Annotated in this window: 13 protein-coding genes; 2 read left to right on the forward strand and 11 right to left on the reverse strand. The window is 65.3% G+C overall.

What is annotated here, in order from left to right; genetic code table 11:
• Window positions 1-78 precede the first annotated feature (78 nt).
• Both HZZ16_RS04815 and HZZ16_RS04820 read left to right on the forward strand, forming a co-directional pair.
• On the forward strand, window positions 79-738 hold the full coding sequence (locus tag HZZ16_RS04815; protein WP_197947371.1) for a sulfite oxidase-like oxidoreductase: 660 nt from the start codon (window positions 79-81) through the stop codon (window positions 736-738).
• Between the two features lie 24 nt (window positions 739-762).
• Window positions 763-1,986, forward strand: a complete 1,224-nt coding sequence (locus HZZ16_RS04820) for a bifunctional alpha/beta hydrolase/OsmC family protein (RefSeq protein ID WP_197947372.1) — start codon at window positions 763-765, stop codon at window positions 1,984-1,986.
• 1 nt (window position 1,987) lies between these two features.
• Here the strand turns inward: HZZ16_RS04820 and HZZ16_RS04825 are convergent, their stop codons facing one another.
• The 11 genes from HZZ16_RS04825 to HZZ16_RS04875 form a co-directional block, all read right to left on the reverse strand.
• The gene (locus HZZ16_RS04825) at window positions 1,988-3,064 is read right to left on the reverse strand and encodes a YeeE/YedE family protein (RefSeq protein WP_197947373.1); all 1,077 of its coding nucleotides are present in this window, start codon (window positions 3,062-3,064) and stop codon (window positions 1,988-1,990) included.
• 113 nt (window positions 3,065-3,177) lie between these two features.
• Window positions 3,178-4,182 (reverse strand): quinone oxidoreductase family protein, encoded by a 1,005-nt coding sequence (locus tag HZZ16_RS04830; protein WP_197947374.1) that lies wholly within the window; start codon window positions 4,180-4,182, stop codon window positions 3,178-3,180.
• Window positions 4,183-4,246: 64 nt separating this feature from the next.
• Window positions 4,247-5,578, reverse strand: coding sequence for a phenylacetate--CoA ligase PaaK (paaK, locus tag HZZ16_RS04835; protein ID WP_197947375.1), 1,332 nt, complete (start codon window positions 5,576-5,578; stop codon window positions 4,247-4,249).
• A 39-nt stretch (window positions 5,579-5,617) separates the two neighbouring features.
• On the reverse strand, window positions 5,618-6,067 hold the full coding sequence (gene paaI / locus HZZ16_RS04840; protein WP_197947376.1) for a hydroxyphenylacetyl-CoA thioesterase PaaI: 450 nt from the start codon (window positions 6,065-6,067) through the stop codon (window positions 5,618-5,620).
• A gap of 101 nt (window positions 6,068-6,168) precedes the next feature.
• Window positions 6,169-7,251, reverse strand: coding sequence for a 1,2-phenylacetyl-CoA epoxidase subunit PaaE (gene paaE / locus HZZ16_RS04845; RefSeq protein WP_197947377.1), 1,083 nt, complete (start codon window positions 7,249-7,251; stop codon window positions 6,169-6,171).
• Window positions 7,252-7,253: 2 nt separating this feature from the next.
• On the reverse strand, window positions 7,254-7,757 hold the full coding sequence (paaD, locus tag HZZ16_RS04850; protein ID WP_197947378.1) for a 1,2-phenylacetyl-CoA epoxidase subunit PaaD: 504 nt from the start codon (window positions 7,755-7,757) through the stop codon (window positions 7,254-7,256).
• Window positions 7,751-8,527 (reverse strand): 1,2-phenylacetyl-CoA epoxidase subunit PaaC, encoded by a 777-nt coding sequence (paaC, locus tag HZZ16_RS04855; RefSeq protein WP_197947379.1) that lies wholly within the window; start codon window positions 8,525-8,527, stop codon window positions 7,751-7,753. Before paaC ends, paaD begins: the two co-directional genes overlap by 7 nt.
• A 13-nt stretch (window positions 8,528-8,540) precedes the next feature.
• The gene (gene paaB / locus HZZ16_RS04860) at window positions 8,541-8,828 is read right to left on the reverse strand and encodes a 1,2-phenylacetyl-CoA epoxidase subunit PaaB (RefSeq protein WP_197947380.1); all 288 of its coding nucleotides are present in this window, start codon (window positions 8,826-8,828) and stop codon (window positions 8,541-8,543) included.
• A 9-nt stretch (window positions 8,829-8,837) separates the two neighbouring features.
• On the reverse strand, window positions 8,838-9,830 hold the full coding sequence (gene paaA / locus HZZ16_RS04865) for a 1,2-phenylacetyl-CoA epoxidase subunit PaaA (protein WP_197947381.1): 993 nt from the start codon (window positions 9,828-9,830) through the stop codon (window positions 8,838-8,840).
• 75 nt (window positions 9,831-9,905) lie between these two features.
• Window positions 9,906-10,772 (reverse strand): phenylacetic acid degradation operon negative regulatory protein PaaX, encoded by an 867-nt coding sequence (gene paaX, locus HZZ16_RS04870; RefSeq protein ID WP_197947382.1) that lies wholly within the window; start codon window positions 10,770-10,772, stop codon window positions 9,906-9,908.
• 223 nt (window positions 10,773-10,995) lie between these two features.
• A complete protein-coding gene (locus tag HZZ16_RS04875; RefSeq protein WP_197947383.1) occupies window positions 10,996-11,766 on the reverse strand; it encodes an esterase/lipase family protein in 771 nt (256 codons plus the stop codon).
• Window positions 11,767-11,866 lie beyond the last annotated feature (100 nt).

Genomic DNA, 11,866 nt, shown 5'->3' on the forward strand with positions numbered 1-11,866 from the left:
TCCCAAAGGAAGCGGACAGGCTTTCATGGCGTGCGCGACACCAAGCACGCTTCCGCCATGCATCGCCACGAGCAGGCCATGACCGACGAGACGCCATCCGACAGCAAGCTGACGCGCACCAAGGAGAAGTGGGCGCGCGAGGGCCGCTTTCTCACCGGCAAGATGACGCGCCCGGAGGATCAAAGGCTTCCACCCGGGCAGCACCTCACCAAGGACTGGCCGGTGCTCGATCTCGGGGTGACGCCGCCGGTCTCGCGCGAGCGCTGGCGGCTCGACGTCTATGGCGCGGTCGAGACCCCCGTGTTCTGGACCTTTGCCGAATTCGCCGCGCAGAAGCAGTCCCGGTTCACCTCGGACATCCATTGTGTCACGACCTGGTCGCGCTACGACAATGAATGGGAGGGGCTCGCCACGCGCGATCTGCTCGCGGTCTGCCAGCCGCGCGAGGACGCCCGCTTCGTCGTGCTGCATTCCTATGATGGTTACACCACTAACCTCGCGCTGGAGGATTTTGCCGCCGAGGACGCGCTGCTCGCCCACAGCTGGTCCGGCGAGCCGCTGACCGAGGAGCATGGCGGCCCGGTGCGGCTGGTCGTGCCGCACCTCTATTTCTGGAAAAGCGCGAAATGGCTCCAGGCCATCGAATTCCTGACCGAGGACGCGCCGGGCTTCTGGGAGGTCCGCGGCTATCATAACCGCGGCGATCCCTGGGCCGAGCAGCGCTATTCAGGCGATTAGGTTCGAGCAAGACGGGGGAAGCCCATGCCGACGGAACGCTTTCAATTCACCGGCGAAGGCGGCCATCAGCTCGCGGCCGCGCTGGAGCTGCCTGACGGCGAACCCGCGGCTTTCGCGCTGTTCGCGCATTGCTTCACTTGCGGCAAGGACACACTGGCGGCCAAGCGCATCTCGGTCGCGCTCGCCGCCAAGGGCATCGCGGTGCTGCGCTTCGACTTCACCGGGCTCGGCTCCAGCGGCGGGGATTTTGCCAATTCGACGTTTTCCTCCAACGTCGCCGATCTCGTCCGCGCCGCCGATCATTTGCGCCAGACCCGCAAGGCACCCTCGATCCTGATCGGTCACAGCCTCGGTGGCGCCGCGATCCTCGCCGCCGCCGGACAAATTCCGGAGGCAAGAGCGGTGGCTACCATCGCCGCGCCCTCGGATCCCGCCCACGTCACCGGCCTGTTCAGCGAGCATCTCGACAACATCCGCGCGCAGGGCGAGGTCGAAGTCTCGCTCGCAGGACGGCCGTTCCGGATCAAGCGCGAATTCCTCGACGACATCGCCGAGCACGAGCTGATGAAGGACGTCACCGGCCTGCACAAGGCGCTGCTGGTGATGCATTCGCCGGTCGACGACACCGTCGGCATCGACAACGCAACGAAGCTCTTCGTTGCTGCAAAACACCCCAAGAGCTTCGTTTCGCTCGACCATGCCGATCATCTTCTGACCAAGCCTGCCGACGCGCTCTATGCGGCCGACGTGATCGTGGCTTGGGCCAGCCGTTACGTCGATGCGGCGAAGCCGGCAAAGGCAATCGACCTGCCCGAGGAACCGCGCAAGGTCGTGGTGCAGGAGACGCGCAAGAGCAAGTTCAATCAGAGCATCATTGTCGGCCCGCATCACCTGGTGGCGGACGAGCCGGTCGCGGCCGGCGGCGCGGATGCCGGACCCGGCCCCTACGACTTCCTGCTCGCCGGCTTAGGTGCCTGCACCTCGATGACCATGCGCCTCTATGCCGACCGCAAGTCACTGCCGCTCGACCGCGTCACGGTCACGCTGAAGCATTCCAAGATCTACGCCAAGGATTGTGCGGAGTGCGAGACACGCGAGGGCATGCTCGACCAGATCGAGCGCGACATCGCCATCGACGGAGCCCTCGACGCCGAGCAGCGCAAGAAGCTGATGGAGATCGCCGACAAATGCCCGGTGCACCGCACGCTGACGTCGGAGATCCGCATCGTGACGAGAGCGGTGGTGTAGCTCAGGCGGCCCGCGAGCCGGCTTCGGCGGCCTGGAGTGGCTGAACCCGCAGCGCGCCGCGCAGGCCCGCCGTCGTGCCGAGCAGGATGCCGGCGACCGCGACGAACGAGCCCAGTGCGAGCGTAGACACGCCGGTGAGCCCCTGCCCGATCGAGCAGCCGAACGCCATCACGCCGCCGATCCCCATCAGCGCGGCACCCGTGCCTGAGCGCAGCATGTGGCGCGGCGAGGAATAGCCTTCGAGCTTGAAGCGGCCAGTTGCGAGTGCCGTCACCAGACTGCCGGCGAAGACGCCGGCCACCGTCGCGATGCCGAAGTTGAGCGTCAGTCCGGTCGAGAGCATGGCATATTGCAGGCTGTCAGCGATCGGCGCGACGAACGTCAGGGAGGTCACGGGGACCGGATTGAAATCGTCGGCACCGAAATAGCCGGTGACGAGCCAGCCGCCGGCGACGAGGAGGCCCACGATGATGCCCGCCAAGATCTGGCCGGGCGAGCGGCGGAACGCCGGATGCGCGAAAGCAAACAGGATCAACGCGACGATTGTCGCGGCCGCAGCAAGCGCGCGCGAAAGCGATTCCGTGAAACCGAGCGTCGCCAGCAAAGACGGCAGCGAATTGGCAGGAGCTGTGGTTTGCGTCGCCTGGACCAGCGCGATACGCGCCGGTGCGATCAGGCCCTTGAGATTCATCTGCGCGGCGATCGCCAGCACGATCACGACCACGAAGGAGCGGAGATTGCCGCGGCCGAGCAGCACCAGCGCTCGCGAGCCGCAGCCGTTCGACAGCACCATGCCGTAGCCGAACAGCAGGCCGCCGAGGAACAGCACCGCCAGCGAAAACGACGGCTGCAGATAGATCGACTTGCCGAGATCGACTGTGCCGCTGCCGGCGAGGAACTGGCTGGCGGCGATCGCAACGGCGATTGCGAGCGCGTAGGTTCGCACCAGCCGCCCATCGCCATCCGCTAGAAACCCGCGCATGCTGCTCATCAGGCAGAAACCGCTGAGCAGGCCAACGGCGCCGTAGACGAGGCCGATGACGAGGCCTGAGAGGATGACGAGTTGCGTGGATTCCATTGGTTGTTCTCAGAACTCTCGCTCTTCTCCGTCATTGCGAGCGCAGCGAAGCAATCCAGTCTGTCTCCGCGCATGCATTTCTGGATTGCTTCGCTGCTCGCACTGTCGATGGGTTACGGCTTCAGGATCACCCGGTCACGCGACGAGCCCGCGACCGCAACATACGCTTCCTTCGCGCGCTCCAGCGGATAGATCGCCTTCGCCCTGATCGGAAACGGCTTCAGATGGCCGCTCGCAAAACCCGGCCCGAGGTCGCGCAGCACCGCACCCGTCGCGACCGACGATAGACCCAGCGTGTCGATGCCGACATAGGTGTGCTGGCCCCGATAGAATTCGAGGATGTTGAACTGAACGATGCGGTCGATCGCAGCGATCAGGATCTGGCGGCCGCGAAGCGCAAGCGATTTGTGCGCGGCCTGGAAATAGGGATCGCCGACCGTGTTGAAGACCATGTCGACGCCCTTGCCGCCGGTCAGTTCGCGCACGCGCGCAGCAACGTCGGTGGCGGAGGCGTCGATCACCTCGATGGGCGCGTTGGCGTGGCCTTCATAGGCTTCCGCCCTGCGCACCACGCCGATCACGCGCGCGCCCTGCCAGGTCGCGATCTGCACCGCCGCCTGGCCGACCTTGCCGTTGACGCCGAACACCAGAACGGCCTCGCCACTCTGCGGCACGCCGGCGCGGCGAAAGCCTTCCATCGCGGTGACGAAGGGCACGCCGATGCCGGCAGCCTCCTCCCAGGACACCGTCCCGGGCTTCTCCACGACCGCATCGGCTTCGACCACGAGATGGCTCGCGTGGGTCCCGTCACGACGGATGCCGAGATCGCCGGACGAGCCGAACACTTCGCGCCCTATCGTGCCCGCAGGCCCGTCGATCACAACGCCGGCATAGTCGCGGCCGGGGGTTCGCGGGAACACGGCATAGGGCATCAGCCCGGTCGCCGCCTTGACGTCGGAGGGATTGACCGCGGCAGCCTTCACCTCGATCAGGAGATCGTTCGGCCCGCGTGCAAGCATCTGCCGCTCAATTGTCGGTGCAAGCGCAGCGGCATTTTCAGCTTTGGCGTTGAGGCGCACACAGCGTGCTTCGACCGTTTTGGCATCGGCTGGCGACATCGAAAGACCCGCGATTTCTCGCGGGCCTTGTCGCCTCTGGAGCCCATGGAGTCAATCCGCCCAGTCAGTCCTTGGGCCGCTTGTCATAGAGCCGCTTGGCCTTGCCGAGCGAGCGTTCCAGCGTCGCAGGCGCAACCACCTGCACCCTGGAGCTGACGCCGATCGTGTTCTTGATGTGGGTCGCAATCCGGTCGGCATGATCGACGAGCCCGCGGCCGTCCCAGCTCTCGGGGCGCGCCTCGGCGATGATGGTGAGCTCGTCCATGCGGCCCTCGCGGGTGAGTTCCAGGATGAAGTGGCCGCCGCACCAGTCGGTCGCGAGCAGGACCTCCTCGATCTGGGTCGGGAACAGGTTGACGCCGCGCAGGATGATCATGTCGTCCGAGCGGCCCGTCACCTTCTCCATTCGCCGCATGCCCGGCCGTGCCGTGCCCGGCAGCAGCCGCGTCAGGTCGCGGGTGCGATAGCGGATCACCGGAAAGGCTTCCTTTGTGAGCGAGGTGAAGACCAATTCGCCCTTCTCGCCGTCCGGCAGCACCGCGCCGGTCTCGGGATCGATCACTTCCGGATAAAAATGGTCCTCCCAGATGTGCAGACCATCCTTGGTCTCGATGCACTCCTGCGCGACGCCGGGGCCGATCACCTCGGACAGGCCATAGATGTCGGTCGCATCCATGTCGAAGGCATCCTCGATCTCGCCGCGCATCGCATTGGTCCAGGGCTCGGCACCGAAGATGCCGATCCTGAGCGAGCACTGGCGCGGATCGAGCTTCTGGCGCTTGAACTCGTCGAGGATCGCCAGCATGTAGCTGGGCGTCACCGTGATGATATCGGGCCGGAAATCGTTGATGAGCTGCACCTGCCGCTCGGTCATGCCGCCGGAGATCGGCACCACCGTGCAACCGAGCTTCTCGGCGCCGTAATGCACGCCGAGACCGCCAGTGAACAGGCCGTAGCCATACGCATTGTGGATGATCATGCCACTGCGGCCGCCGGCGGCGCGGATCGAGCGCGCCATCACCTCGGACCAGGTCTCGATGTCGCGCTGCGTATAGCCGACCACGATCGGCTTGCCGGTCGTACCGGATGAGGCATGCACCCGCACCAGCTTCTCGCGCGGCACGGCGAACATGTTGAAGGGATAATTGTCGCGCAGGTCCGTCTTCACGGTGAACGGAAACTTGGCCAGATCGGAAAGCTCGCGAAAATCGGACGGATGCACGCCCGCTTTGTCGAACGCCTTGCGGTAATGCGCGACGTTGCCGTAGGCATGCTGCAGCGACCAGGCCAGCCGCTGCTTCTGCAGCGCCATGATCTCGTCGCGCGAAGCGCGCTCATGCGCGTCCATCTCGGCGCTATAGGCGCTGCCACCTTCCTTGAGCCTCGTCAGAGCCATCCTCGTTTCCCCACATGGTTTGTTCTTTTTTATTTGGTCCTATTGATCTTGCGCCGGCAGCCATTTGCCGGGAATGACGCGCGAATGTCCGCGGAATTCCGCGATGACGACCTCGCCCGCCGTGACACGCACGTCGTAGATGCCGGAGCGGCCGCCGCGCGTGATCTCCCGCGCCTTGGCGATGAGACGATCGCCAAGCTTGCCCGGCTTGATGAAAGTGATCTGGCCCTGCGCCGCGACGACGCGCTCATTGTGCGAGTTGCAGGCGAACGCGAAGGCAGAATCGGCGAGCGTGAAGATGAAACCGCCATGGGCGATGCGCTGGCCGTTGACCATGTCCGGCCGCACCGTCATGGCGAGCGTCGCAAAGCCCGGGCCGATCTCGACGATCTCCATGCCGAGGCCCTTCGAGGCATCGTCCTCGGCCCACATCGCATCGGCGCAGGCGCAAGCGATATCCTCAGGTGACAGGGCGGCTTTGACGTTCACGCGCTTCTCCCGGCCAGACGTTTGCTCATGATGTTGTTCTGGTTGGCTCACACTGTCAAATAATGCGACGCATTTGCATTGCGGAGCCGCAGAACGCCTGATCAGACATGATCATAATCGACCACGACCCGCTCGGTGGACGGCTTGGCCTGGCAGGTGAGAACAAAACCGGCCTTGAGCTCCCACGGTTCCAGCGAATAGTTGATGTCCATCGGCGCCTCGCCCTCGACCAGTTTTGCGCGGCAGGTCGAGCACATGCCGCCCTTGCAGGCGAAGGGCAAATCGACGCCGGCGCGCAGGGCAGCATCAAGGATGGCCTCGTCCTCGGCGACCGGCACGTCGCGGCGCTTGCCGTCGATGATCAGCGAGGCGATCGCCTTCGGCGGCGCGTCGGGCGCAACCGTCTTTTTCGGCCGCGGTTTGCCGCCGAATTCGGAGACGAAGCGCTCGACGTGGATACGCTCGTCCGCGATGCCGAGATCGCGGCAGGTCCCCTCAATGTCCTCGCTCATGCCAAGAGGACCGCAGATGAAGACGTGATCGACGCTTGACGCCGGCACCAGCGCGCGCAGCAGCACCCTCACCTTCTCGCCGTCGAGCCGACCATGCAGGATCGGAATGTCCTGCTCCTCGCCGGAGAGCACGTAGAAGATCGAAAGGCGGTCGATGAAGCGGTCCTTCAGCTCCTCGAGCGCTTCGAGGAACATGATGCTGTCGGTTGTGCGGTTGCCGTAGAACAGAAAGAAGCGGCTGCCAGGCTCGCGCGCGAGCACGCCCTTGACGATCGACAGGATCGGCGTGATGCCGGAGCCGGCGGCGAAGCCGACATGAACGCGCGCACGATCTGCCGGCGGGACCAGACCGAAGCGGCCGGTCGGCGTCATCACGTCGAGCTCGTCGCCGCATTTGAGATCTTCGGCGGCCCAGCTCGAAAACGCCCCGCCATCGACCTTCTTGACGGCGATACGGATCTCGCCGTCGTCAGGGCCGGAGCAGATCGAATACGAGCGGCGCACTTCTTCGCCGTCAAGTGTAGTGCGCAGCGTCAGGTACTGGCCGGGCGTGAAGGCGTAATCGCTGGCGAGTTCGCCCGGGATTGCGAAGGTCATGGAGATGGCGTCGGACGCCTCGCGGCGGAGGTCGTTGACGGCGAGGCGGTGGAAGCGCGGCGCGGCTGCGGACATGGTCAATGACACTTGAAATAGTCGAAGGGTTCGCGGCAGGCCTTGCAGCGCCAGAGCGCCTTGCAGGAGGTCGAGCCGAATTCGGAAAGCAATTCGGTCTTGTCCGAGCCGCATTGCGGGCATGCGACCGCCTGCGCGCCGAACAGCGCGCGTCGCGAGCTCGCGGCTTGCGGCGGCGCGATGCCGTAGGCGCGCAGCTTCCTGCGTCCGTCCTCGGTCATCCAGTCCGTCGTCCAGGCCGGCGACAGCACGGTTCGTACCTTCGGATGATGGAAGCCGGCGCGCTCCAGCGCGACCTCGATTTCGAGCGCGATCATGTTCATGGCTGGGCAGCCCGAATAGGTCGGTGTGATCGCGACCTCGACATGATCGCCGTCGAGAACGACGTCGCGCAGGACGCCGAGATCGGCAATGCTCAGCACCGGAATTTCCGGATCGACCACGCTCGCGGCGACCTCCCAGGCGCGCTGACGCAGCGCAGCGTCGTCATCGGTCATCGTCACCATGTCAGCCCCGGAAAAGTCCGCTGCATCGATTGCAGCTCCGACAGGAGCTGGCCGAGATGCTCGCTGTGACGACCGGAGCGGCCGCCCTGCTGCATCCAGTCGTTCCGCGGCAGTGCGAGCGTTGCTTCACGCGTGACATCGGTGATCGTCGTCAGCCAGCGCCCGCGCAAGCTTCCGGGATCCACGGCAATGCCAGCATCGATCAGGGCGCATTCACTGTCGTCGGCGGCAAACATCTCGCCGGTAAAGGCCCAGAGATGGTCGATCGCTCCTTGCGCGCGCCGGTGGCTCTCCTCGGTGCCGTCGCCGAGCCGGATGATCCATTCGGAGGCATGGCGCAGATGGTAGGCGCTCTCCTTCTCCGACTTCGCAGCAATCGCCGCCAGCGTCGCATCGCGCGAATTCATCATCGCACGCCAATAGAGATCGGCGAAGGCGGAATAGAAGAATTGCCGCACCAGGGTCTGGGCAAAGTCGCCGTTGGGCTGCTCGACCAGCAGCAGGTTGCGGTACTGTCGCACGTCGCGCAAGTAAGCGAGCTTGTCCTCGTCGTTATCCCTGCCTTCGACCTTGGCGGCAAAGGTGTAGAGCTCCCGCGCCTGGCCGATCAGGTCGAGCGCGATGTTGGAGAGCGCCATGTCCTCTTCCAGCATCGGTGCGTGCCCGCACCATTCCGACAGCCTGTGGCCGAGAATCAGCGCATCGTCGGCGCGGCGCAGCGCGTAGAGCACCAGCGGGGTTTCGGAGACCTGGATGTTGGCGCAAGACATCACATCATCCCCATCACATGTGCCCCACTTCTTCCGGCACCTCGTAGAACGTCGGGTGCCGGTAGATCTTGGATTCCGCCGGCTCGAACATCATGCCTTTCTCGGCGGGATCGCTCGCGGTGATCGTGCTCGAGGGCACGACCCAGATCGACAGGCCCTCGCCGCGGCGCGTGTAGATGTCGCGGGCGGCCTGCAGCGCCATGGTGGCGTCGCTCGCATGGAGCGAGCCGACATGCTTGTGCGCGAGCCCGTTCCGGCTGCGAATGAAGACTTCCCAGAGCGGCGTGTTCGGCGTGGCCATATCGTTCTCCTATTCGGCAGCCTGGGCGGTCTGACGCTGGGCGCGCTTGGCGGCATAGCTAGCTGCCGCCTCGCGCACCCAGGCGCCCTCCTCGTGCGCCTTGCGGCGCGCGGCCATCCGGTCGCGATTGCAGGGGCCGTTGCCGGCGAGCACCTGCTTGAATTCGGTCCAGTCGATCTCGCTGTAGCGCCAATGGCCGTCGGCGTCCTGCGCCATGCCGGGATCGGGAATGGTGAGGCCGAGATATTGCGCCTGCGGCACTGTGGCATCGACGAACTTCTGGCGCAGCTCGTCATTGGAGAAGCGCTTGATCTTCCACTTCGTCGAGGTGTCGCTGTGCTGGCTCGTCGCGTCCGGCGGGCCGAACATCATCAGCACCGGCCACCACCAGCGGTTCAGCGCATCCTGCGCCATCGCCTTCTGCTCCTCCGAGCCGCGGCACAGCGTCACCATGATCTCGTAGCCCTGGCGCTGGTGGAAGGATTCCTCCTTGCAGACGCGGATCATCGCGCGCGCATAGGGCCCGTAGGAACAGCGGCACAGCGGGATCTGGTTCATGATCGCGGCGCCGTCGACCAGCCAGCCGATCGTGCCGATATCGGCCCAGGTCAGCGTCGGATAGTTGAAGATCGAAGAATATTTGGCCTTGCCGGCGAGCATGGCGTCGACCAGCTCCTCGCGCGAGGAGCCGAGCGTCTCGGCGGCGGCGTAGAGATAGAGGCCATGGCCGCATTCATCCTGCACCTTGGCGAGCAGCGCGGCCTTGCGGCGCAAGGTCGGCGCGCGCGTGATCCAGTTGCCTTCGGGCAGCATGCCGACAATTTCAGAATGCGCGTGCTGGGAGATCTGGCGGGTGAGCGTCTTGCGATAGGCCGCCGGCATCCAGTCGTTCGGCTCGATGCGCTCCTCGGCATCAATGCGGGCCTGGAATTGCGCAGCTTTGCCTGCGTCCTCCAGATCGCGATCAGCGGTCTCGGCCGTGTTCAGCGCCTGGGTGTACATGCGCGTCCTCCCGTTTATTGGGAGGGAATATATAACAATATTTACGCCATGCAAGATATTTCTGTAACATAATGGTCAGGCACCGAACCGCCGTTCCAGCAACTTTCGCGCGGGCGGCAACGGCCCTTTTTCATTGGTTCCATGGCTGTCGAGCCATTGTTCGGACGGAGCAAGCAGCGCGCGATAGATCTCGCCGCAGAGTTCGCGGGCGGCCCTGCCCGGCCAGTCCGGCGGCAGCAGGTTCTGGGGCAGCAGCGGATCGCGCAGCACGACGCGGCGGTAATGATGGATCAAGAGGATCCGCGCGGTGAATGCGTCGGCGTCGGACAAATCGGTACCGCGCGCGATCGCGGCGCGCAGCGGCTCGAAGGTCTTCATGAATTTCAGATAGGCGTCCGCGGTCCGATCGAGCGGCCAGCTCGCGCTGAGCAGACGGCGGCCGCTGTCGTCTTCCGCCGAGACTTCGAGCCGGATCGCGGCCGCCGCCTCATCCGGCACCGGCACGCCCGATGGCGCGACCCACACGCCCGGCAGCGGGGTGCCGAAGCCGGCATTGCGCAGCGCTTCGCGCGAAGCGTCGCGATCCCCGCCATTGCCGATCAGCAGCAGCTCGAAGCGCCCCGTCCAGTCGGAGGGCGGCGGATCGTAGATGTGGCGCGTCGCGGCCTCGAACGTCTGGCGGCCCTTGTCGGCCAGCCGATAGAAGCTGTTGCGGCCGACCTTCTCGCGCGTCAGCCAGCCATCTGCGGCAAGCCGCGACATCGCGGTGCGCACCACGCCACTATCGATATCTAGGCTTTGGAAGAATTCCAGCAGCGTGCCGAGCCACACCGAGCCACCGCGCGGCACGATGGCGTCGCCGAACACGGTGATAACGATGGAGCCGGTACGCGAGGGCTCGCGCTTGAGCTGGTCGATGATGCGGGAGAGCGGGTGCGCCATGCGCGAGCCATAGCGCGTTTGATGCGGGCGCGACAATGGACGGGCAGCGCTTTCGCGGAGAGCTCTTGAGTCTCCCTCTCCCCGTTCTTACGGGGGAGAGGGTCGGGGTGAGGGGCTGCATCCGCAAACTCGCTAGCAGATGGACTCGCGGAGAGTCCCCCTCACCCGGATTGCATCTCCGATGCAATCCGGCCTCTCCCCGCAGGCGGGGAGAGGCAAGACATCACCGATGCGGATCGGGATACACCACGCTCCGCCAGCCACTGCGGTCGAACGGGCGCCATTGGCCTTCCTTCTGCGCGAGGCGATCGGCCACGGCATAGACCGCGGCGGGATGATGGCCCATGCCGCAATGGCTGCTTTCGACCTCGATGCTCTCGGTCTGTGCGCCCGATTTCTCCATGCAGCCCTGCCAGGCGCAGACGCCGTCGGTGCGGCTGAAGATGGCGGTGGTCGGCACCGGCGGCGGCACGGCGAGCTCGCCGCCAAAACGCGGATCGACCTCGTCAGCCTTGCGCCCGCTCGCCCATTCGTAGACGCGCCAGGCATTGGTCGAGCGCGGATCGCCGGCGAATGGGCTGCCGAGCGTGATCACCTGGCGCACGCGCTCCGGCATCATCTTGGCGAGCTGGCGCGCATAGAGGCCGCCAAGGCTCCAGCCAACCAGGCTAATCTTGCGGCCGTGCGTGTCGCTGAGCTCATGGACCAGATCGACCATGGCGTCCTGAACGCCCTCGCGCAGGCCATAATTGCGTCCCTGGCGCCAGCCGCTGACCGGATAGCACTTGCTGGTCAGGAACGCGCGCAGCGCGCGTGTGGAGACATCGGAAGCCACGAGGCCCGGCAGCACCAGCACCGGATGCCCATCGCCGCGCGGCGCAAGGCTCAACAGCGGAAGCGCGCCGAGGAATGCGCCGAACTCGTGGATCGCGCGCCCCTCCAGAAACATCAAGGTGCGGGACGGCGGACGCAGCGTCTGGGCAGTAGCGGTCATCAATGTTTTCCCTGAAGAGGCGCCGGCGGGGATGCCGGGAAATGGGTATGAATTCCAACACGCCGGCTTCTTGATCGTTCCGCAGCGCAGCATGAATCAG

Origin of the sequence: Bradyrhizobium glycinis (assembly GCF_016031655.1) — a bacterium.
Lineage (GTDB): Bacteria > Pseudomonadota > Alphaproteobacteria > Rhizobiales > Xanthobacteraceae > Bradyrhizobium > Bradyrhizobium glycinis.

Coding starts and splice junctions, on each gene's coding strand:
- paaD (WP_197947378.1), bottom strand. CDS start 7,757: ATGGTGACGATGACCGATGACGACGCTGCGCTGCGTCAGCGCGCCTGG.
- paaX (WP_197947382.1), bottom strand. CDS start 10,772: ATGGCGCACCCGCTCTCCCGCATCATCGACCAGCTCAAGCGCGAGCCC.
- paaK (WP_197947375.1), bottom strand. CDS start 5,578: ATGGCTCTGACGAGGCTCAAGGAAGGTGGCAGCGCCTATAGCGCCGAG.
- paaA (WP_197947381.1), bottom strand. CDS start 9,830: ATGTACACCCAGGCGCTGAACACGGCCGAGACCGCTGATCGCGATCTG.
- paaC (WP_197947379.1), bottom strand. CDS start 8,527: ATGTCTTGCGCCAACATCCAGGTCTCCGAAACCCCGCTGGTGCTCTAC.
- HZZ16_RS04820 (WP_197947372.1), top strand. CDS start 763: ATGCCGACGGAACGCTTTCAATTCACCGGCGAAGGCGGCCATCAGCTC.
- HZZ16_RS04825 (WP_197947373.1), bottom strand. CDS start 3,064: ATGGAATCCACGCAACTCGTCATCCTCTCAGGCCTCGTCATCGGCCTC.
- HZZ16_RS04815 (WP_197947371.1), top strand. CDS start 79: ATGACCGACGAGACGCCATCCGACAGCAAGCTGACGCGCACCAAGGAG.
- paaE (WP_197947377.1), bottom strand. CDS start 7,251: ATGTCCGCAGCCGCGCCGCGCTTCCACCGCCTCGCCGTCAACGACCTC.
- HZZ16_RS04830 (WP_197947374.1), bottom strand. CDS start 4,182: ATGTCGCCAGCCGATGCCAAAACGGTCGAAGCACGCTGTGTGCGCCTC.
- HZZ16_RS04875 (WP_197947383.1), bottom strand. CDS start 11,766: ATGACCGCTACTGCCCAGACGCTGCGTCCGCCGTCCCGCACCTTGATG.
- paaB (WP_197947380.1), bottom strand. CDS start 8,828: ATGGCCACGCCGAACACGCCGCTCTGGGAAGTCTTCATTCGCAGCCGG.